General features: G+C 58.7%; 24 protein-coding genes. 14 read left to right on the plus strand and 10 right to left on the minus strand.

Annotated features, from left to right (window positions below; genetic code table 11):
• Positions 1–4 precede the first annotated feature (4 nt).
• Positions 5–355 carry a VOC family protein gene (locus AC1Q6Z_RS01695; RefSeq protein ID WP_439617526.1) on the plus strand — a complete coding sequence of 117 codons (351 nt, stop codon included), beginning with the start codon at positions 5–7 and terminating at the stop codon, positions 353–355.
• Positions 356–403: 48 nt separating this feature from the next.
• Here the strand turns inward: AC1Q6Z_RS01695 and AC1Q6Z_RS01700 are convergent, their stop codons facing one another.
• Both AC1Q6Z_RS01700 and AC1Q6Z_RS01705 read right to left on the minus strand, forming a co-directional pair.
• On the minus strand, positions 404–778 hold the full coding sequence (locus AC1Q6Z_RS01700) for a tudor domain-containing protein (RefSeq protein ID WP_256119765.1): 375 nt from the start codon (positions 776–778) through the stop codon (positions 404–406).
• A gap of 180 nt (positions 779–958) precedes the next feature.
• The gene (locus tag AC1Q6Z_RS01705; RefSeq protein ID WP_492646529.1) at positions 959–2,488 is read right to left on the minus strand and encodes a UxaA family hydrolase; all 1,530 of its coding nucleotides are present in this window, start codon (positions 2,486–2,488) and stop codon (positions 959–961) included.
• A gap of 166 nt (positions 2,489–2,654) precedes the next feature.
• Between AC1Q6Z_RS01705 and AC1Q6Z_RS01710 the strand changes: the two genes are divergently transcribed.
• The 3 genes from AC1Q6Z_RS01710 to AC1Q6Z_RS01720 all read left to right on the plus strand — a co-directional run bounded on the left by AC1Q6Z_RS01710 (position 2,655) and on the right by AC1Q6Z_RS01720 (position 4,830).
• Complete coding sequence (locus AC1Q6Z_RS01710) at positions 2,655–3,410, plus strand: FadR/GntR family transcriptional regulator (RefSeq protein ID WP_492646530.1); 756 nt, start codon at positions 2,655–2,657, stop codon at positions 3,408–3,410.
• A gap of 16 nt (positions 3,411–3,426) precedes the next feature.
• On the plus strand, positions 3,427–4,575 hold the full coding sequence (dgoD, locus tag AC1Q6Z_RS01715; RefSeq protein WP_492646531.1) for a galactonate dehydratase: 1,149 nt from the start codon (positions 3,427–3,429) through the stop codon (positions 4,573–4,575).
• A 120-nt stretch (positions 4,576–4,695) separates the two neighbouring features.
• Positions 4,696–4,830, plus strand: a complete 135-nt coding sequence (locus AC1Q6Z_RS01720) for a hypothetical protein (protein WP_256120919.1) — start codon at positions 4,696–4,698, stop codon at positions 4,828–4,830.
• Between the two features lie 44 nt (positions 4,831–4,874).
• Here AC1Q6Z_RS01720 and AC1Q6Z_RS01725 read toward each other — a convergent pair whose 3' ends face one another.
• Positions 4,875–5,906 (minus strand): sensor histidine kinase, encoded by a 1,032-nt coding sequence (locus AC1Q6Z_RS01725; RefSeq protein WP_492646532.1) that lies wholly within the window; start codon positions 5,904–5,906, stop codon positions 4,875–4,877.
• Positions 5,907–6,044: 138 nt separating this feature from the next.
• Positions 6,045–7,529 carry a nucleobase:cation symporter-2 family protein gene (locus tag AC1Q6Z_RS01730; RefSeq protein ID WP_435266294.1) on the minus strand — a complete coding sequence of 495 codons (1,485 nt, stop codon included), beginning with the start codon at positions 7,527–7,529 and terminating at the stop codon, positions 6,045–6,047.
• A 692-nt stretch (positions 7,530–8,221) separates the two neighbouring features.
• Here AC1Q6Z_RS01730 and AC1Q6Z_RS01735 point away from each other — a divergent pair.
• Positions 8,222–9,124: a M10 family metallopeptidase C-terminal domain-containing protein gene (locus tag AC1Q6Z_RS01735; RefSeq protein ID WP_492646533.1), complete on the plus strand. Its 903-nt coding sequence runs from the start codon at positions 8,222–8,224 to the stop codon at positions 9,122–9,124.
• Here AC1Q6Z_RS01735 and AC1Q6Z_RS01740 read toward each other — a convergent pair.
• Positions 9,121–9,279, minus strand: coding sequence for a hypothetical protein (locus AC1Q6Z_RS01740; protein WP_492646534.1), 159 nt, complete (start codon positions 9,277–9,279; stop codon positions 9,121–9,123). The two genes, AC1Q6Z_RS01735 and AC1Q6Z_RS01740, sit on opposite strands and share 4 nt — an antisense overlap.
• Before the next feature lie 46 nt (positions 9,280–9,325).
• Entirely contained in the window at positions 9,326–9,940 is a 615-nt protein-coding gene (locus AC1Q6Z_RS01745; protein WP_256120923.1) for a hypothetical protein, read from the minus strand.
• Positions 9,941–10,553: 613 nt separating this feature from the next.
• Here AC1Q6Z_RS01745 and AC1Q6Z_RS01750 point away from each other — a divergent pair.
• The 7 genes from AC1Q6Z_RS01750 (at position 10,554) to AC1Q6Z_RS01780 (ending at position 16,511) form a co-directional block, all read left to right on the plus strand.
• The gene (locus AC1Q6Z_RS01750) at positions 10,554–11,420 is read left to right on the plus strand and encodes a helix-turn-helix domain-containing protein (RefSeq protein WP_492646535.1); all 867 of its coding nucleotides are present in this window, start codon (positions 10,554–10,556) and stop codon (positions 11,418–11,420) included.
• Positions 11,421–11,587: 167 nt separating this feature from the next.
• A complete protein-coding gene (locus AC1Q6Z_RS01755; protein WP_492646536.1) occupies positions 11,588–12,172 on the plus strand; it encodes a hypothetical protein in 585 nt (194 codons plus the stop codon).
• Positions 12,150–12,551 carry a hypothetical protein gene (locus tag AC1Q6Z_RS01760; RefSeq protein WP_492646537.1) on the plus strand — a complete coding sequence of 134 codons (402 nt, stop codon included), beginning with the start codon at positions 12,150–12,152 and terminating at the stop codon, positions 12,549–12,551. Before AC1Q6Z_RS01755 ends, AC1Q6Z_RS01760 begins: the two co-directional genes overlap by 23 nt.
• Entirely contained in the window at positions 12,544–13,074 is a 531-nt protein-coding gene (locus tag AC1Q6Z_RS01765) for a hypothetical protein (RefSeq protein WP_492646538.1), read from the plus strand. Before AC1Q6Z_RS01760 ends, AC1Q6Z_RS01765 begins: the two co-directional genes overlap by 8 nt.
• Positions 13,071–13,745 carry a hypothetical protein gene (locus AC1Q6Z_RS01770; RefSeq protein WP_492646539.1) on the plus strand — a complete coding sequence of 225 codons (675 nt, stop codon included), beginning with the start codon at positions 13,071–13,073 and terminating at the stop codon, positions 13,743–13,745. The genes AC1Q6Z_RS01765 and AC1Q6Z_RS01770 overlap by 4 nt, the downstream gene beginning before the upstream one ends.
• A 254-nt stretch (positions 13,746–13,999) precedes the next feature.
• Positions 14,000–14,383 carry a phage tail assembly protein gene (locus tag AC1Q6Z_RS01775; RefSeq protein WP_492646540.1) on the plus strand — a complete coding sequence of 128 codons (384 nt, stop codon included), beginning with the start codon at positions 14,000–14,002 and terminating at the stop codon, positions 14,381–14,383.
• Positions 14,376–16,511, plus strand: coding sequence for a phage tail tape measure protein (locus tag AC1Q6Z_RS01780; protein ID WP_492646541.1), 2,136 nt, complete (start codon positions 14,376–14,378; stop codon positions 16,509–16,511). Before AC1Q6Z_RS01775 ends, AC1Q6Z_RS01780 begins: the two co-directional genes overlap by 8 nt.
• A gap of 29 nt (positions 16,512–16,540) precedes the next feature.
• Here AC1Q6Z_RS01780 and AC1Q6Z_RS01785 read toward each other — a convergent pair whose 3' ends face one another.
• From AC1Q6Z_RS01785 to AC1Q6Z_RS01795, 3 genes are all read right to left on the minus strand, one after another.
• A complete protein-coding gene (locus AC1Q6Z_RS01785) occupies positions 16,541–17,284 on the minus strand; it encodes a hypothetical protein (RefSeq protein ID WP_492646542.1) in 744 nt (247 codons plus the stop codon).
• A 105-nt stretch (positions 17,285–17,389) separates the two neighbouring features.
• Entirely contained in the window at positions 17,390–17,728 is a 339-nt protein-coding gene (locus AC1Q6Z_RS01790; protein WP_492646543.1) for a hypothetical protein, read from the minus strand.
• 3 nt (positions 17,729–17,731) lie between these two features.
• Positions 17,732–18,310 (minus strand): hypothetical protein, encoded by a 579-nt coding sequence (locus tag AC1Q6Z_RS01795; RefSeq protein WP_492646544.1) that lies wholly within the window; start codon positions 18,308–18,310, stop codon positions 17,732–17,734.
• Between the two features lie 145 nt (positions 18,311–18,455).
• Here AC1Q6Z_RS01795 and AC1Q6Z_RS01800 point away from each other — a divergent pair, with 145 nt between their 5' ends.
• Both AC1Q6Z_RS01800 and AC1Q6Z_RS01805 read left to right on the plus strand, forming a co-directional pair.
• Positions 18,456–19,157, plus strand: coding sequence for a hypothetical protein (locus tag AC1Q6Z_RS01800; protein ID WP_492646545.1), 702 nt, complete (start codon positions 18,456–18,458; stop codon positions 19,155–19,157).
• Positions 19,154–19,573, plus strand: coding sequence for a PIN-like domain-containing protein (locus tag AC1Q6Z_RS01805; RefSeq protein ID WP_319320755.1), 420 nt, complete (start codon positions 19,154–19,156; stop codon positions 19,571–19,573). Before AC1Q6Z_RS01800 ends, AC1Q6Z_RS01805 begins: the two co-directional genes overlap by 4 nt.
• Before the next feature lie 222 nt (positions 19,574–19,795).
• On the opposite strand, the gene AC1Q6Z_RS01810 is transcribed toward AC1Q6Z_RS01805, so the two are convergent.
• A complete protein-coding gene (locus AC1Q6Z_RS01810; protein WP_492646546.1) occupies positions 19,796–20,062 on the minus strand; it encodes a hypothetical protein in 267 nt (88 codons plus the stop codon).
• Between the last annotated feature and the right edge of the window lie 40 nt (positions 20,063–20,102).

Raw genomic sequence — 20,102 nt, forward strand, 5'->3', positions numbered from 1 at the left:
CGTCATGAAGATCAAGCGCATCGTCGCGAATGTCGAAACAGCCGACCCGGCGGCCGTCGCGAAATTCTACAAAGACATCCTTGGCCTCGATCTTCTCATGGATCACGGCTGGATCGCCACCTACGGCACCGGCGGCACCATGCCCTTGCAGGTGAGCTTTGCCTCCGAAGGCGGCTCCGGCACGCCGGTGCCGCGGCTTTCGGTCGAGGTAGACGACGTGGAGGCGGCCTATCAGTCCGCGCTGAACGGCGGCTATGCGATCGAATACGGTCCGGCGGACGAGCCTTGGGGCGTGCGGCGCTTCTTCGTGCGCGATCCCGCCGGCACGCTCGTCAATATCCTCATGCACGCGTGACGCTCGAATCTGGGGGCAGGTCGAACCCGCCCCCTTTTTCCAAGCCTTTTATTGCGTGCGACAACGGCCGGTCTTGGTCGTTTCCTTGTCGCCGTCATCATAGGCGATGCCGATCTTCTCGCCGGCCAGCGACGCGATCGTGCCGCCGTACCATTCGCCCTGGCCCTTGTAGTTGCATTCGACTTTCATGCCGATCATCCAGTCATAGGGCCGGACGTCGTTGACCGATACGGTTTCGCGGTCGCCGTCGTCGTAACGGATGGTGATCTGGCCACCGCCGATTTTTTCGACGACCCCCGGGAACCAGTAGCCGGCGCCCTTGTAGTTTCCGAGTACCCAGTCGCCCTTTGTCTGGGCGTGAGCGATTGCGCTACCGCAAGAGAACAGGCCTGCGGCAAGCACGAACATCACCAGTTTCTTCAAGAAAGTACTCCTCTGGGCTCTCGCCCGTCCTCCCTAACCAAAATGGCTGGGGAAACCGCACCAGGCATGTTTGGTAGCGGCATTACCAGAACGGTTTGAAACTGCTGATAATTCACCGTTTTATAATGGATATTTCAGGGGAGATTTATTCTCGTTGCTTGATGTGTTTTGGAGGCCGCTTCAGGTAATGGCGCCGACCTGCCAGGGGACGAATTCGTTGTCGCCGTAGTCATAGGCTTCGCTGGCCGTCTTGCGGCCGGAGGCGGTGTCGATGACGAATTCGAAGATGCGGCGGCCGGCCTGTTCGATCGTCTCCGTGCCGTCGACGATCGTGCCGCAATTGATGTCCATGTCTTCCTTGATGTGCTCGTACATGGGCGTGTTGGTGGCGATCTTGATACAGGGAGCCGGCTTGTAGCCGGAGACCGAGCCGCGGCCGGTGGTGAAGGCAACGAGGTTGCAGCCGCCGGCGATCTGGCCGGTGACGGCGGCAGGGTCATAGCCCGGCGTATCCATGAAGACGAAGCCCGTCTCCGTCACCTCCTCGGCATATTCGTAGACGGCGTTGAGCGGCATGGAGCCGCCCTTGGCGACGGCGCCGAGCGACTTTTCCAGAATGGTGGTGAGGCCGCCCGCCTTGTTGCCGAAGGACGGGTTGTTGTTGAGCTCGGCATCGTTCCTGGCGGTGTAGTCACGCCACCAGTCGATGCGGGAAAGCAGCTTTTCGGCGACCTCCGGCCGGGCGGCGCGGCGCGTCAGAAGATGTTCGGCGCCGTAGATTTCCGGCGTTTCGGAGAGCACGGTCGTCGCACCTTCCTTAACCAGGAGGTCGGAGGCGACGCCCAGCGCCGGATTGGCGGAAATGCCGGAATAGCCGTCGGAGCCACCGCATTCGAGCGCCAGCCTGATGCCGGAGAGCGGCTGCGGCGAGCGGCGGATGCGGCCGACATCCGGCAGCATGTCGTCGATCATCGCGCAGGCCGCCTCGATCGTCTTGCGCGTGCCGCCCTGTTCCTGGATCATCATCTTGCGGAAGGTCTTTCCCTCCTCCAGCCCGGCCTCTTCGACCAGCGGGCCATATTGAAAGGTCTCGCAGCCGAGCCCGATCATCAGGATGCCGCCGAAATTCGGGTTGCGGGCATAACCCTTGAAGGTGCGCGTCAGGATGCGCCCGCCCTCCGATTTCAGGTTCAGCGCACAGCCGCCGCCGTAGGTGAGGGCCACCACGCCGTCGATGTTCTCGTGACCGGTCTCGCGGAATTTGCGGGCATAGTGCTCCGCCACATAGCGGGAGACCGTGGCGGAACAGTTCACGGTCGAGAGGATGCCGATATAGTTGCGCGTGCCGATGCGGCCGTTGCCGCGATCATAGCCTTCGAAGGTGCGACGCTCGGCTTCCGGCACCATCACCGGCGGTGCATTGTCGACGCAGAATTCGTGTTTCAGCGCGACGTCGAGAATGGCGAGGTTCTGCAGGTGCACATGTTCGCCGGGATGGATCGCCTTCGTCGCGTAGCCGATGATCTGGCCGTATTTCAGGATGGGCGCGCCTTCGGCGATCGGCGCCAGCGCCACCTTGTGGCCGCGCGGTATGCGCTCGGCGGCCGTCACGCCGTTGACGAGCGCCCGGCCGGCATCGACGTTGCCGGGCGCGACCCCGACATTGTCTTTCGCGTTGAGGACGAGAACGGCGGGAAGTTCGGCGAGCATGGCGGCTCCTGCGGTTGGGTTCGGCGCATTATGCACTCTGTCAGCAAAAGTCAATATCAGCAATTTTGCGCACCGACGAGGCCGCGCATCTTGGCGCTTGCCATCAATTTGTCGTATAATTATTGACTAATTGTATGATGATTTAGCGTGGCTTGCGGGAGGCACTTTGGCGGACAAGGCAACGAGACAGGCGCAGCGGTCGCCGGCGCGCCGCCCGCGCGTGCGCCACAATGTGACGGCGGCGATCGGCGCGGATATCTGCGGCGGGCGTTTTCCGCCCGGCACGGTTCTGCCACGCGAAAGTGACCTTTGCGAGACCTATGGCGTCAGCCGCACGGTCATCCGCGAATCGCTGAAGGTGCTGGAGACCAAGGGCCTCGTGCGCGGCCGCCCGCGGGTCGGCACGCTCGTCTGCGACCGGGCGGAATGGAACGTGCTCGACGCGCAGATCCTCGAATGGATGGGGCCGGACGTATTGTCGGCGGAACTGCTCGGCTCGATCCTCGAAGCGCGCCGCACCGTCGAGCCGGCCGCTGCCTTCCTCGCGGCCTCGCGCGCCACGGCACAGGAGATCGCCGATCTCGAACGCGCCTGCGACGACATGGGCGATGCGGAGGGTGACCTCGAAGCCTTCACCGCCGCCGATGCCCGCTTTCACGAAACCCTGCTGAAGGCGAGCCACAACAAGGTTTTCCACCAGCTCTCCTCGATCATCCACGCAGCGCTCTCCTATGCGCTGCACGCGTCCAACCGCGCGGCCGTCAAGCGCGACGAGGCGCTCGACGTGCACCGCGAGCTCGTCGATGCGCTGCGCCTGCGCGATGGCGCGCGGGCAGAAACCTGCTCGCGCCACATTCTCGATCTCGCCGCACGCGACCTCTCCCGCCTGATGGGCGATGCCGGCGATTTGAAGACAAACTGACGAGGGACGGAAACCCATGAAGATCACGAAGCTGACGACCTATATCGTGCCGCCGCGGTGGCTGTTCCTGAAGGTGGAAACGGACGAGGGCATCATCGGCTGGGGTGAGCCGGTGGTGGAAGGCCGTGCGCTGACCGTGCAGGCGGCCGTGGAGGAACTGTCGGATTACCTCATCGGCAAGGACCCGCTGCTGATCGAGGATCATTGGCAGGTCATGTATCGCGGCGGCTTCTATCGTGGCGGTGCGGTGCACATGTCGGCCCTCGCCGGCATCGACCAGGCGCTCTGGGATATCAAGGGCAAGGCCTATGGCCAGCCGATCCATGCGCTGCTCGGCGGCCAGGTGCGTGACAAGATCAAGGTCTACAGCTGGATCGGTGGCGATCGCCCCGCCGACGTCGCCAACAATGCCCGCGAGGTGGTTTCCCGCGGCTTCAAGGCCATCAAGCTCAATGGCTGCGAGGAGATGCAGATCGTCGATACCTGGGACAAGGTCGAGAAGGCGGTGGAAACCATCGCGACGATCCGCGAGGCGGTCGGCCCCTATATCGGCATCGGCGTCGATTTCCACGGCCGCGTGCACCGGCCGATGGCCAAGGTGCTGGCCAAGGAACTCGAACAGTTCAAGCTGATGTTCATCGAGGAGCCGGTGCTGTCGGAAAACCGCGAGGTTCTCAAGGAGATCGCCAACCATTGCTCGACGCCGATTGCGCTGGGTGAACGGCTCTATTCGCGCTGGGACTTCAAGTCGGTGCTGGCGGATGGTTATGTCGATATCCTGCAACCGGACCTCAGCCATGCCGGCGGCATCACGGAATGCCGCAAGATCGCGGCGATGGCGGAGGCCTATGACGTGGCGCTGGCGCCGCATTGCCCACTGGGGCCGATTGCACTTGCCGCCTGCCTGCAGGTCGATGCGGTCTCCTACAATGCCTTCATCCAGGAACAGAGCCTCGGCATTCATTACAACAAGGGCAACGACATACTCGACTACATCTCCAACAAGGAGGTGTTCCACTATGCGGACGGCTTCGTATCGATCCCGCAGGGACCGGGCCTCGGCATCGAGGTGGATGAGGCCTATGTGATCGAGCGGGCCAAGGAAGGCCATCGCTGGCGCAACCCCGTCTGGCGTCATGAGGATGGCAGCGTGGCCGAGTGGTAACTACCCCAAGAACGAATTGGAGAAGCCCGGCCTCGCGCCGGGCTTTTTCATGTCCACACCTCGGTAGACGGAAGCGCTTCGCATCCCTATGTCATACGGGCAAACACAAAGGAGAGGCACATGCGCCCCATATCTGGTTTCGTCGTCGCGGCACTCGCGGTTCTGGCGCTCGCAGGCTGCAGCACGACCGCAGCCAACAACACGACCTATGCCCGGCCCGCGGATTCGGGCGGCTTTCAGATCCCGCTGAACTAATAGGTGTCATGCAGTTCCGGCCGGATTTCGCCGGGACTGCATCCTCAAGCCATTCGAAGCGTCAGCTCGATTGAGGCGCGGTAAAGCCCGCCCTCCACCGGGCCTGTCGAAAAACGCCACCGGTTTCCGAAACGCGCCTGCAACCGGTCGGCAATGTTCCTGAGACCAACACCCATGCCCGCGGGCTTGGGATGAGCCGAACCGCTCTCCGGCAGCCCGTTTTCGACGCTCAGCAAAAGACGATCCGCCTCCTGGCGTGCTTCCAGCACGATGGTCACCGGCGTGCGCGATGCGGCAACGCCGTGTTTCACCGCATTCTCGATCAGCGGCTGAAGAATGAGGCTCGGCACGAGTGCTGTCTCCAGCCCGGCCGGCAAGCGGATGTCGAAGGCCATGCGGTCCGCAAAGCGTTCGCGCTCGATTTCCAGGTAGTCGCGCTGGAGCGCGATCTCGTCGGCAAGCGGCACATCATGCAACGGATCGAGCGTGAGCGTCGTCTGGAGAAAGCGCGAGAGCGACAGCACCATGCGGTCCGCCCGCCCGCCGGATCCCTCCTCGATGAGGCCGGCAATGGAATTCAGCGTGTTGAAAAGGAAATGCGGATTGAGCTCGTAGCGCAGCGCCCGCATTTCCGCATCGAGCTTTCGCCGCTGCGCATTGAGCAGCGAGATTGCAGCTGCATAGAAACCGAAGGCCACGGTGTTCCACATCAGGCCCATGCGGAATTGCAGGATGGCCTTGTCGAAGGTGTCGGCGATCGCAAAGCCGGGCACGCCGGTGCCGCCGGGAAGCACATGCGGGCCGATTGTCATGATGGCGGTAACATCAAAGACGGCCTGGCTTGCCGCAGTTGCCATGACGGCCAGCACGCCAAAGCCAATCGCCTGTTGGCGCGGCAGGTTTTCCAGGCGTTGCAGCACCTGCGCCAACAGCAGTGCCAGCAGGATGCTGCTTATCCAGCCGGGGGCGAGGATGAGGAAACCACCCGGCAGCAGCAGGAAATCGTTGATGGAGAGCGCCGTCCAGAGGGTGACCGCCAGAATGAGCGCCTCGCGCGCCCTCATCATGCCCGCCATGAATGCTCCCGAAGCCGCGGTTTCTTTCCCCTGCTATGCCTTGTCAGCGGGCGCAAGAAAATGCCGTGGTCCACATTGGGCATGAAAAAACCCGGCTCGCTCGCGGCAAGCCGGATTTTCCCGAAGAGCGTGGCTTGCCTAGTGGCTGTCGGCCAGGCGGGCTGCTTCCACGGCGTCGGCCTGCTCGAAGCGGACGCCATTGAAGAAGGCGTTCAGCAGCACGGCGACGATGGAGGCGAGCACGATGCCCGATTCGATGATCGGGTGGATCGCATGCGGCATCCACATCAGGTAGTTCGGCGCAAGCAGCGGGATCAGCCCGAAGCCGACGGAGACCGCGACCACGAAGAGGTTGTTGCGCGAGGTCTTGAAGTCGACATTCGAGAGGATGCGCACGCCCGTCGCCGCCACCATGCCGAACATCACGAGGCCGGCGCCGCCGAGAACGAAGGTCGGCACGGCTTCCACCAGCGCGCCCATCTTCGGAATGACGCCGAGAATGATCATGATGATGCCGGCGGCGACGCAGACATAGCGGCTCTTCACGCCGGTGACGCCGACGAGGCCGACATTCTGCGAGAAGCTCGTATAGGGGAAGGTGTTGAACAGGCCGCCGATCATCGTGCCGATGCCATCGACGCGCAGGCCCGCAGTGAGCTGCTGCTGCGACACCGGCCGGTCGGTGATTTCACCGAGCGCCAGGAACATGCCGGTCGATTCGATCATGACGACGATCATCACGAGCGTCATGGTGGCGATCAGCACCGGATCGAAGATCGGCATGCCGAAGCGCAGCGGCGTGACCACGGCGAACCAGCCGGCATCGGCGACGCGGTCGAAATGCATCATGCCGAGGATGGACGCGGCAATGCAGCCGATGACGACGCCGGCCAGCACCGCGATGTTGCTGATGAGGCCGCGGCCGTAGCGGGCGATGACGAGAATGGAGATCAGCACCAGCGCCGAAAGCGCGATGTGGCTCGGCTCGGCATAGACCGGGTTGGAAACGGTCGGCGCGATGGCGAAACCGTCCGGAACCGCCGGGCCGCCGGTCTCCGCAAGCGTCTTCATCTGGGCGAGCCACTCGGTATGGGTGGGGTCGATCAGTTTGGGCGCGGTCGGGCCGAAGGGATTGCCGAATGTCCAGTTGATGCCGACGCGCATCAGCGACACGCCGATGACGAGGATGATGGTGCCTGTCACCACCGGCGGGAAGAAGCGCAGCAGCCGCCCCATGATGGGCGCGATCAGCAGGGCGACGAAACCGGCCCCGATGATGGCGCCGAAGATCATGCGCGCCCCTTCCGCTCCGGGTGCCATGGTCGCCATGGAGACCATCGGGCCGACGGAAGCGAAGGTGACGCCCATCATGACGGGCAGGCGGATGCCGACATGGCGGCTGATGCCGAGCGACTGGATGATGGTGACCAGGCCGCAGACGAAAAGGTCGGCGGAAATCAGGAAGGCCACGTCCTGCGGGCTCAGCTGCAAGGCCCGCCCGACGATCAGCGGCACCGCGACGGCGCCGCCATACATGACGAGCACATGCTGGATGCCCAGCGTCGCGAGCCTGCTGGCAGGCAGCTTCTCGTCCACCGGATGTATGCTGGATATGTCGCTCATGGATACTCCTCCGATCACGTCGACCAACCACAGCCCGTCCTCCAACGGGGTGCGCTATCTTTCGTGTCGGGCTGCAAGCCGCAAGTATAGCCAGGCAATAAACACTTTACGCATTCATGGGGAAATCGTTAGTCGCGTATTTCGGTCCTGTGCTGTCCTTATATCGGCAAAGCGGCTGAATTCCCGCCCGTTCGGCGCCGTTTTGTGGCGAAATGCACCAGATGAACGACCATTATCTGACAGCAAAACGGCCCCCGCCGTCAACTCTTTCCTCTATGGCATATGTGTATTGCCACGCAGCCGATCTGAAGGTCATGCGAGAGATGTTGCTGTGCCTGGAGGCTGAGCAAAGCGAAGCCGTGATGATCTCGTCGCCTTCGGCTTTCCCGAGGACGAACGTATCGACGCCAAAACCGCCGGACAGCTTGAGGTGTGTGATCTGCCCCTCAAGCTGCCAATTCGATAACGGTGAGGTGATCGCGTTTCGAACGGCTCTGGTATCCTTGTCGAGACCGCCAGCATACGATCCGACCAGGCCAGGCTCCTTCCGCCTCGAGGACCATCTGTCGCACGAGCGAAGACACGTTCTCACGATCGTCTCGAAGACCGTATTTGGCTTCCTATCTCGCCCTCCATATACGTGATATCGCTCGGGCAATGACACGTCAGCTTGCGGTAAAGGAGCCGTTTTGATGGCAAACGTTCTTTGGACCAGCATGCTGTATGGCCGGATGTTCCCCTACCCCTATTTGGGTGGCCTGACCAAGCAGGTGAAGCAGGCATCCTCGACGGAACTCGTCATCGATTTCTATAGCGAGTCCGATCTCGAAAACCCTGAAGCGACTATCGTCATTACGGGAAAGGGCCTTTCGAGGAATCTGAACTCTGGAACGGTCGATTCGTTGACCGTCTTCGGGGCAGAGCGACAGCTCTATGGTTTGTTTGACGAGTTGAATGTTGCTTTTAACCCTCTCTGGGAGGCCGTGAACTGGGAAGATAACGACAATCCATTCAGCGATATAGTTCTAGGCGGAAATGACGTCATCACCGGAACGTGGAGAGACGACACCATCAATGGCAATGCGGGACATGATCGAATCCTGGGCGGCTCCGGCGACGACTTTCTGATTGGTTATACCGGGAGGGATACTCTCGAAGGCGGCTCCGGCGACGATTACCTCATCGGCGGAAGTGACGATGACGTGCTGAAAGGCAGTGCCGGAAATGACAGGCTTGAAGGAGGAAGCGGTGCCGACAAACTCTACGGAGGAAGCGGCGCGGACTCGTTTGTGTTCGAGAGCACGAAGGATTCGACGACCAGCGCGAAAGGGCGAGATACGATTTTCGATTTCAAGCAGACGCAAAAGGACAAAGTCGATCTAACGAAAATCGACGCGAATACCAAGTCGGGCGGCGATCAGGCTTTCAAATTTATCGGGACCGACGGCTTCCATAAGAAGGCCGGCGAATTGCGCTACGAAAAGAAGGCGGGTGACACGTTCGTATTCGCTGACGTCAATGGCGACGGGAAAGCCGATTTTTCGATTGTGTTGGATTCTAGCGTAAACCTGAAAGCCAGCGACTTCATCCTTTAGGGCAACAGCGTCGCCGCGTGCGTATGCCAGCGCTCGACGAGCACGTCTTCTCCGACAGTTGCCGCTTTCTTTGGCCCACCACCAAAGCTTTGATCAATCGCCGGTGGCTTCATTTTTTGCCAGCGGTGTCGCAAGGCGGATGTCGTCGATGGCATGCGGCAATCTCGATCGATTGGTCGGTCGGTCTTGCTACGAAGATTCTTATTTGATGAACCCTAACGCGATCCCGATTGCCGCTGTCTCATGGCTAGGAATTTCGGGCAGAACTTCGAAGTGCTCTGGCTTCATGTTTGCGATGTGGAGCTGCCACGATTTCGCGCCTTTGACTTCGGACTTGTTTCTGAGCCCATCCTTCTTCTCGATTTCGTTCATCTTCTTGACCTTTTTCAACGTCTCAGTGGAATCCGGATTGTCATTTCCGACAAGCCAAGGAGCGTTGGAGAACTTCGGCATGGGATTAAACGTGCCCCAGAATGCTTTCGCGTCGACGCGAAGTTTGATCTGCTGAAATTTCGTGAGTTCGTTCCAATCAATACACACGGACGAAAGATGTCGGATGACTTGTGCCAACGTTTGGCCATCAGACATGGCTTTCTGGAAGGTCCCGCGTACCCCCGACTTATCATCTAGGAATGGGTCGACGGGGCTCCACCATGGTGTCGTACCCCATTTGCTTGTAATATCGAATTGGCTGAGCTTAAAAAGCTTCGTACCGGCAGGGACCGTGACCACGCGCCAAGATCCGGGAGCGAAACCTGCCTGATGGCTTTTCGGCAGGCTGTAGAAACTAGCGTTTGTATATTCTGCGTTCAGCATGCCGCACCCTTTTCGACAACCATTGACAGCCTCGGTGGACGCCGTTCTCCAAAACAGCTGCGCCGTTACGAATTACCGTAACAGGTTCATCAGTCTGTGCTGTGAAAAAAACACTGCCCAACTCTAAAGACCCAATCTTGTGCTGGGTGCTGCGCATCGAGGCAGACCTTAACGGCAATTTCGGCACGAGAGCGCCGTTTCACCGCAAACGAGAGATTTTGGAGAAGCGTTGAGGGTCGGCCTGAAACTGACATTTCCCGCCTTGCTTTCGAACAGCGGCCATTTCTTCGTCCGCTTGGGACGGCAGAGAACTCGGCCAATTATCTCGAAAGAAAGTCCCCGGCGAAAACGCAAATGTTTCCGAAGGGGATCGAATGGTGGGCGTGACAGGGATTGAACCTGTGACCCCTACGATGTCAACACGGTTGATTGCCCGGGACACCGGGGTTTCTATTTGGCATGTGGGTCAATTGCAAGGCCCGCAACCCAACGAAACGACCGATTTCTTGGGCGAGTATTGGGCGGCGCGCAAGCCCGATAGATATGCCGCCACTCCTATCGCCGGCCCCGCCTCCAGCTTCGCGCGCCGCGCCTTGTGCGTGGGGACCTGACCATGGCGGTACTTAATCGGAACGACGTTCTTTTCGCGCATAAGGCGATAAACATTCTGCCAGGCCTCACAGAGGCGACCAGACGTGTCGCTGGCGCGATCATCGATCATTTCAATAAGCAAGACGGGCGGTGCTATCCGAGTATCGATCGCCTCGCATGGCTGCTTGGCATAGACCGAGCAACAGTCATCCGTGCGACCGACAAGCTGCATCGACAAGGATATGTTCGGAAGGTCAGCCACGGGGGGCAGGCACACTGCGCCCGTTATTTTCCGAACTGGAATACGTTCCGTGAAAAAGTTGCGGAATGGGACGCCCGGATGAAGAGCCGTGATGTCACGAAGGAAGAATTTGCCGATAGCGATAATGGCTCTGTCGCGCCGGCTGTCAACGTCGCAAGCGTGCGACTTTCAAAGTCGCAGGGCTGCGACGTTAAAGGTCGCAGCGATGCGACACAAACCCTTCGAATGAACCAATCGAAAGAACCCTTGAGGACGGAGCCTGTGGAAACGGAGGCTAAAAAATCTCAGGTTCAGCCCCGGCAGATGCCGCCCAATGGGCTCTGGAAGGGGAGAGGTGGGCTTGGTGAAACGTGCCATTCTCCGCCAATGCGGGGATCTCCGAGCGTCAGCCATGACCAGGCCGCTAGAGTGGCAGCAGAGAAGCGTTGGTACGGTTGGGTGCAGAAACTTGACCAAGGCGTGCACGCTCGCCTCATCGAGTGGATGACGGAAGACCGGCGTGAGGCGGCAACAAGTGCGGAGATGCAACGGCGGCACGGCGGCGTGGACTACATCGCCAAGGCCTTACAGTGGGATGTTATGCAGCGGATCACGATGCAGCCGATGATGGTGGTGGGCAATGCGTAACATGGTTCCTACCCCCACCCCCTGGGTCAAGGGACCGTACGCCGATCGACGACACCCTCGGGCGGAGAACGGCCCGGATTGCTGCCAGGCGAATACCTCGAAAACTTGGGTTAACGGGGTTAACGCAGTTAACGCTTGGGTTAACGCGGTTAACGAACACATCGCCAATGGCAAGTAGCTCGAAAACCAAGGATCTGGATGGCACTGCCGAGGGCGCAAATTTGGTTACTCGCTTGCGCCGCATCCACAGCCGGCTTGTCGAGAAGAAACCTTTGATCGAGCGCGACCTCCATTTTCTTGCAGATGGCATCGGCGCCTACCTCGACGACATCGACCATGGGCGAACTTCCTCTCTGGACCGTGCTCTTAGCCTCAAAGGCGCATGGGGTGGTATATCGCCGGCCCGACGTGATGTCCTCGACCGACGCGATCATCTAATTCGAGGTGTGCGCGACGTCGTTACTGAATGGCGTGAGAAGAACGCCATCGCCGTTGCCCCGCTCATGTCCTTGAGCGCGCGGAGGTATGAAAGCCAGCGATGGTTGCGCGAGCGAAATGGCGTTTTGCCACCGGATGAGCCGGCCGCAACGTGGTGGCGCATACTTTCGGCCGGGGCAAAAATCCCTGGTGCAAAGCGTCTCGGGCAAATCCTAGAGGGGGAAATTCAAGACCTGTTTGAATTTCCAAGTCACTGGCCGACTGTCGGTGAGTCTGAGAAAGGAGACCACGATGAATTCACATCACTTGATTGATCTTAGTCGGCTGAACGCAATCGAACAGCATCGGCATCGCGCCAGCGGGGCGTCGAGGGCCGCTTATGAAAGGGTAAAGAGCCTGAATGAGCGCTCAACGTCGCTAACAGGTCAGCTTCAAGCCGTCCGCAAGGCTCTCGCCGATCGAGGTTCCGGTGCCGTCATTACGGATGGCCTCGCGCCGAGCCGCTCTCGCAGAGAAGTGATGGAGGGGTTTTACGAGAAGGAAGATCGCCTGATTAAGGAAATTGCGGAGGTTGATCGCAAAAGTGCTGAAGCTACGGCTATCTCAGAACAAGAAATGCTGAGGTTTAGCGAGGCCAGTGACCTTTTCGAAGCTTGCAAAAAATTCGCGATGGAGGGCATGGCCAATGATTGACGTAAAGAAGATTACGTCCGACGTGTCGGCAAACTCCCGCCTGGCAAGCAAGCGCGTCAGCGATGGCCTGGCAGAGGTTCGGGATCTTGTACGGGAACTGAAAAGCGAGCGGAATTCGATCAGGGCACTTCCGGTCTCCAAGGAAACAGCATTGGAGCGCGCCAGTTCGCTTATCGCTTTGCTGACGGAGATGAGCAGATATCACTATCCTTCGCCGTCCGACTTCGCGCGGCCCGATTATCAACACAGCAACGTAAACGCGACGATGCTGATGTCAGCGTTTTTGTCAGATCAGATCTTGACGGCCATGTGCGATGGCATTGGCGATTTCTACGAGAAAACGCGAAGCGTAAGCGATGGTGAGCGCCAGCAGCTTATCCGCGACGTGGACAGGCGCTTGCTTGATGCGGAACTTGCGGAAGAGAGCATCATCCGCTCCGCAGAGGTGTCAGGGCTCCCGATCTTCCGCCGACGCGATGCCGATCCGCGCGCTGTCCTCGCCCACGACGAGGTGCTGCCATGACTGCGAAAAAGGTATTTCGGCCCTATACCCGCGAGGAAGTATTGGCGACGCTGGGGGCCAAGGTGTCCACCGTCGCGCCAACAGCTAGATCGTTTTCCCCCGGTGGGTTGAGCGCATCGTCGGTGTTTGCAAATCGACGGGCCGCTTTCACGAAGGGCGGCGAGGGGACAAGTGAGTCCGCTCCCGCTGGTCGCGCAAAGTCGGCTGCGGTGTTCACCTCCAACTTCGCGGCGGGGGTATTTTCAGCGCGGCGCGTCAGCCGCGCGCCAGTGACCTCGGCCGGCGCACTGAAAGAACGAGTGTCGCCGTCTCATGCAGCGGTTGAGGCGGTGACCGTGGAAGCACCAAGTGCCAATGACGCGTTAGCCAATTCAGTAGCCAGCTCGATAACTACTGACGGCGCGCTGAATGAGGCGGCCACGTATGCCGTCGAGGCGACAAGCTCATTTAGTTATGCGGAGATCACGGGTTCGTCGTCAGCGAGCAGCTTGGAAAACGTTGTCAGGAAAGCATGCGGCTCTGGCGGGGCTGCATCTTCAACGGAGAAAACCGAACGACGTGAGCCGGCATCACGGCCCTACGGCCGGCAAACCAGAGAGACGCCGGGTTCCTTTCTCAATTCTGTTATATCGGGGGATATTTGGGAGGAGGAGTATCGGCTCACTAACTGACCCCCCCCCTAGGGTTAGGGACCGTATTCCGGCCAGCCGAACCCTCGGGCGGAGAACGGCCCGGATTGGTGCCAGACGGATACCCTCGAAACTTGGGTTGACGGGGTTGACGGGGTTGACGACCAGGTTGACGGGGTTGACGCCTCGGGGCCCATGCCCCTGGAAAGCCCGGGCCTCAGAGGCCGAGAGCGGCCCAATGTCTCCTCGGTCCGACCCCCAAAACAAATTTTGAAACTCTCAAAGAAAGGAGAGTGATGATGGAAGATTTCTCTTTGATACCTGATGAATTCGATCCCAGTAGCGGAGTGACAGAGAGCCTACCTGCTGTTGCGGATGCACGCGCCATGCCGGCAATTGACCGACAAGCGGCCGTAGCGTGGGCTCGGTCGCTTCTTTTTCCTCTCAAGGTGGACGGGCGTTGGGTGCGCAAAGTCACCCTTCAGCATCCCGCCCAAGGCGATATCGATGATTACGCTTCCGGTGAGCTGAGATCTCTTCGCGATGTCCTGTGCAGGCTGACAGGCCTGCATCCGGATACCATCCGGGCTCTGAAATGGCCGGACAGCGAAGCTCTCCACATTGCATTCAAAGATGTCCTGCCATCCTTCATTGTCGATGAGGTAGAGTTCCATGGGTAAGCTTTCCGCGTCTCTAGTGGTTTCGCTCACGGATCGCACGGCGGCTGGTGCGCGCAACGTCAAAAAGTCATTGTCAGACATACAGCGGGCGGAGCGCGATCTTGAACTTGCCCGGCGCAACCGGCGGCTTATGCGTGTCGATCGCGCCGAAGAGGCCTTGCAAATTGCCCGTGATCGCGACGCGCACCGACTAGAAATGGATCGGGACAGAGCCTTGGCGGAGCGCCAGCGCCGCATGGGAGTTTTTTACAGCGGTGTGACCTTCGCCGCGACGGCGGCCGGCTATGCCGTTGCCAAGAGCTATTCTCAGTTCGCAGAGGTGGAACGCAAAATTGGGCGCGTCGCACTTAACGCCGATAAGGGCGCGGAAGTCGTCGGGCCGACCCTCACGAAACTGCAGAATATTGCGCAGGAAACAGCCCTCAGTTTCGAGGATGTTTCGAACGGACTTGAAACGCTGGTCGCGTCGGGCCGCAGCCTTGATGACTCGATGGCTTTCCTGCCCTCCGTTGCAATGACGGCACAGGCTTCCGGCGCAGCAATTTCCGATATCGCGCTTTCGGCAGATGCCATGGCGGGTTCGATGCGAATCAGCGGCAGCGAGATGCAGAAGGCGTTCGACATCCTCGTTGCCGGTGGTAAGGCCGGCAAGTTCGAGCTGAAAGACATGGCGCAATATCTGCCATCGCTTCTGCCGGCGTTTTCAGCCCTCGGATATGAGGGAACCGAGGGCATGCAAAAGATCGTCGCCATGTTGCAGGTTGTTCGCAACCAGGCCGGCAGCAGCTCGGAAGCGGCGACTTACCTGGGGAACGTCTTCCAGAAGATGTATTCCGAGGAGACCGCAAAGAAGTTCAAAAAATTTGGCGTGGATCTTCCGAAGGCGCTCGACCAAGCAAAAAAGGAAGGGAAGGACGTTCTTGACGTCTTCCTAGACCTAGCCCAGTTGGCGACGAAAGGCGACCTTTCGAAGCTGACGCAGCTCTTCACCGACGCCGAGATGCAAAAGGGCGTGCGCGCCCTTTTGATGGGCCGGTCAGATCTTGAGAAGTTCACGCTCGCGCTTTCCAACGTGGATAGTTCAACCCTGCGCGACTTCAATCAAATTGCCGATGATTCTGCCGCGAAAATCCAGAGGTTCTGGAATTTGTGGGAGAAATTGCAGGTCAAGCTCGGATCTGGCGCCGCCGGGACCGTCAATCCTGTGCTTGAGACTTTCACCGATGCGATTGACGACGCCGAAGCTGTCTCGCGCGGCCTACAGGGCATGGATGAAGAGAAGCGAAACTGGCAGGCTCGCGATTTTGAGAAGCGCTACCGCCAGCAGAATCCGGATGCGTGGTTTTGGGAGGTCAACCGGGCTTACTTCGATGAGGTGCGGAAAGTTGGTCGCGGGCAAGCTAAAACTGTATTCGACACACTCAATCGTGCTGACGGCGCCAGACGTGGGGGCGAGCGAACCGCCAAAGAACCGAGCCGAGGCACTTATAACCCTGACAAGGTGAAAGATGCGGCCGCTGATAACGGCAGTGAGACCGTCCCTCTGCCTCGCTGGCGACCGGGATCGGCCGAGGAGAAAGCACAACAGAAAGATGAAGAGGCACGCCGCAAGAACGATGTCCAGCGACGCCTGATGGGTTACCCCGGAAGGGGCGCTTACGATGTCAGCGGGAAAGATGCCTATCGCGAGTGGATGCTTGAGGAGAGCCGGAAAATGACGCGCGAGCAGCGTCGTCAGAGACTGCGGGATGTTGATCCCGCTCTCCTCGGGATGGACGGCATGTTCGGCGTGGAGATGGAGGAGCAACAGCACAGACCACCCAGGCAAGGCGGTATCCTCGACGAACTCGATAAATCAGAACCGCTCAATGTGTCAGCGGCCGGCCCGCGCGAGGTTACCCTCACCGGAACACCCACGGTGATTTCTCAGCCGTCCGGGGTGCAGCACGTACAGGTGACAAATCCGACGCCGGTTCTCGCGCCGATAAATGTTGGCGGCGTAACGGTGCACGTCACCAGCGCCGCAGATCCAGCCGCGATCGGACAGCTAGTCGGCGATGAAATCGGACACAGGATCAAGTCGGAACTTGCCGGCATCCAAGCCGATACGGGTTGGGAGATTGCCTAGTAGGAGAGGGTTCGCAAAGTTTGCGAACCCTACTCAGGTATCCATTCTTCGTTGACATCATACAGTTTTGCCATTCGGCTCATGCCTCCTAGAACGTGATCAATCGAGGCTGCGAAATAAGCTGGGTAATCCGTTATTAGATCATCGTGGCCAGCATTAACTTCATTTGTAAACATGCGGTCGTCATCTCCGGAGCGGTCTCTCTCCTCCATCTGATAGTACTGATACACAAATCGGCCGCCATCAACCGCTATATCAGTCTTTTCTTTAAGATTTGTCAGGCGGTATGTTAGATCTCCATCAAAAAGGTCAGCTCCTTGCTCTAGTTGATGTCGATGGAGTACAGATTTTATCTGCCTAATAAGTGGGTACGTTTGCAGAATGAGAGTTTCCATATCATTCCTATCGTAAGAGGCGAATTGACCAAACCGCATAGCTTCCACGCGGTCACGATCCATCTGACCTTTTAAACGGTCGAGTTCTTCCATTTCTTTTGCGATATGCCGCAATTCTTGAAACTGTGGATGAAGCGCTCGATGGACATTTAGTCGATCTCCCCGTATCGCCAGCCGCATTGCTGCTTGATGACGCTTCTCGCTATTCTCATCCGTCTTACGCATCTCTTTTACGGTGAGGTAGGCAGCGGCGACCGCGAGCAGACCAGTAAACAAACTTTGAAAGTCGTATAACACTCCCAATAGCTGACTAGTCGACCGGCCTTCTTCGCTGACAGGGCCATGTTGCAGCATATAAACGCTTAGGGCGACGGCCATACAGACCGTCATTGCCCAAACGAAGGGCCGGCAATTATTCTGCATTGCCGGGACTTTCTAGAGCGCATCTGTATGGCATACTACGTTCATCCCACGTCATGGACCTCACCAGTCTTCTCGAAGCGGGCCGCCCTTCGGAAGTCGAAGATGTATCGCAAATTTTACGCGACTTGCGTTCTGCGTCATCTTGCTGTTGCCGTCAGCGAAGTGAGTATCAGCAACGCGGACTGTGCCTCCGCCTTCGGTCGATTCAGCGACAACGGAAATGTCGAAGTCCACAGTGGTAAAGATTCCGCTGGTACCACCGTTTATCAAGCGGCCCCCATCGGCCTCGATGCTGAATCCCACTGCTCCAACTTCTTGGCCGCCCTCTCTGGATTGAGCTTCCCTTATCCCATCGAGCACTTGTATTAGCGCTTCCGATACAAACGTCTTGATGTCCACGGGTCACCCAAAAAATGCGGCTAAGGCGGGAAGAAACGGTGCTATAACTGTCATATGATCAGCGGCGCTTGAAATGAACCGCTGATATGCCCCCTGAAAACCTGGGCCATCTTCGACGGAAGACGACATGTCGTTGACCGATTGCAAAAGCCTGTCGCGTGATTCACCGGCAGGTACCTGTGTCGTTATCGCTATTTTTAATTCGCTGAACACTCGCGCGTCATTGACGGTATTCACTGATTTGTCCACGGAATGGACGTTGACGCGCGCGTTGTTGCCTGAAACGTGGACGTTGTAGTTGCCGCCTGCGCCGGAGGGAAACGTCCCTTTGCGCCGGATTTTCACTTGAAAATGTGCCGGGATACCTGGCCCGCTCTCATAGAAAACGGGGTCAACGACCTCAAAAGCTTCTTCCGAGCCATTTGGGATGACGCGCCGCATTTCGTCCCCAACTACTATGTTCGCCATATGATCGAAGACAGTGATCATCTTGGACGAAAAAATTCCCTGGACCGAGCCTTTAGGCTGTCCATCTTGGTCTACAATACTGAACATAGATCTCGGTATGCCGCTGAGCCGCATGAAACACCTCCCTGTTTCCTTAAGTTGCCGTGCTCTGTGAAATCACGCAAGAGACGTATCGAGATTTGAAGGCCATCTCGCCCATTCTCGGCAATTGCGTGCCATCGCCGTTGACACCCGAATTGCCGAATGGACTATAGCGTGTATGAAAAAAAATGATTTGATCGGTGTGGGCCTTTACACCCCTGCGGAAGCGGGGCGGCTTCTCAACGTGCCGGCGCAAAAGATTTCGCGCTGGTTGCGGGGCCACAAGATCAACGGGCGCGAATGCCCTGCGCTTTGGGAGCCGCAAGTTTCCTTGGGCGACGATCGTGTCTACCTCGGGTTTCGCGACCTGATGGAGGTGCGGGTCGCCGATGCATTTATCCGGGCTGGAGTATCTGGAGTTCGGGTTCGTGCCGCTATCGAGTTAGCGAAAGAGATAATTGGGCAAGCGCGGCCGCTATCCACTAACCGCTTTCGCACAGACGGCCGCGAGATCTTCCTTCACATCATCGAGGAAGATGAGGATGGCGAGCAACGTGAAAGGCTTCTGAACCTCTTTCGCCGTCAATTCGAATTCAAGGGGATCATCGAGCCGATTCTGCAAACAGTGGATTTTGGGACCGATGGAACGCCGCTGGTGTGGTGGCCGGCCGGCCGGCGGCTCAATGTCGTGGTCGACCCGGCGCGCGCGTTTGGCCAGCCGATCGACGCCGATAGTAGCGTTCCGACCGCGATTCTTGCGGCCGTTGCCAAGCAGGAAGGTGGCGTTGCGGCCGCCGCCCGCGCATACGATGTTTCGGAATCCTCGGTTCGACGGGCGGCCGAGTTTGAAACCATGATGGAACAGCGGCTGGCGGCGTGAAGGTCTTTTTCGATAACTGCACCTCTCCCACGCTCGCCAGCACGCTGCACGGCTTCATTTCACATGAAGGGCATTCCGCCGTCCACATCCGAGATGTCCAGGGTCTGCCAAAGGGACGCAGCTCGGCCGATGTGGAGTGGCTGGATTTTTTACGCCGCTCAAATGACGCTTGGATCTTCATTTCGGGCGATGGCCGCGTTTTAAAGAATCCGGCCGAACGCGCGGCGTTGCGGTCGGCCGGCCTGCACGGGTTCATTCTTGCCCCGGCTTATCAGAAGCACCCCTTACACCAGGTCGCGTCGATCATTCTTTGGCGGTGGCCGGAAATCGTTCAGGTCGCGAAACTGCTTGCCCCGCCCTCCATGCATGAGGTTCCCATTAATAAAACGGCTCGCCTCCGGCCCTTGCCATTGTAGGACGTGCAGATCGCGAGTGTCGGTTCCGACTTGGAAGTGGGTTCCTTCTTACTTCATTGTCGGAAGGTGGCGACCAGATGGTCACCACCTTCTCGGTATAACGTGAGTTGGAAGCGACCTGCATTGACGCAGAAGCGTCAATTTTAACGTTGACGCGCGCGCGTCAACGCTGATGCGTCACTAGTGCAAAATCGTCAAACGTAGCCTGCTGGCTCACGCTGCTCAGTCTGCGAGATGCTTTTCCCCGATCGCTTGGTAGAGGTCGAAAAGGGCTGCATGAATATCGTGCGCACGCCGGTAAAAGTCGCTGTCGAGAAGGATGGCAGGGTGAGCCAGGAGCTGTGTCGAAGCAAAGTCCGTTAGCATGGAAGCCGCGTGGAGCGCTTCATGACAACCGTAGGAACCAGGATGGAATTTCTGGGGATCGATGGGTTGAATGCTCTTGAGCGAGGCGAGACGCTCCGCTTCGATTTCATCAGTGTCGCTCATGGATCTCGCGCCTATTTTGTTTCTGCTTTGTTAAAGTGAG

The sequence above is a fragment of the Shinella sp. GW835-FHT14H05 genome (assembly GCF_058793575.1).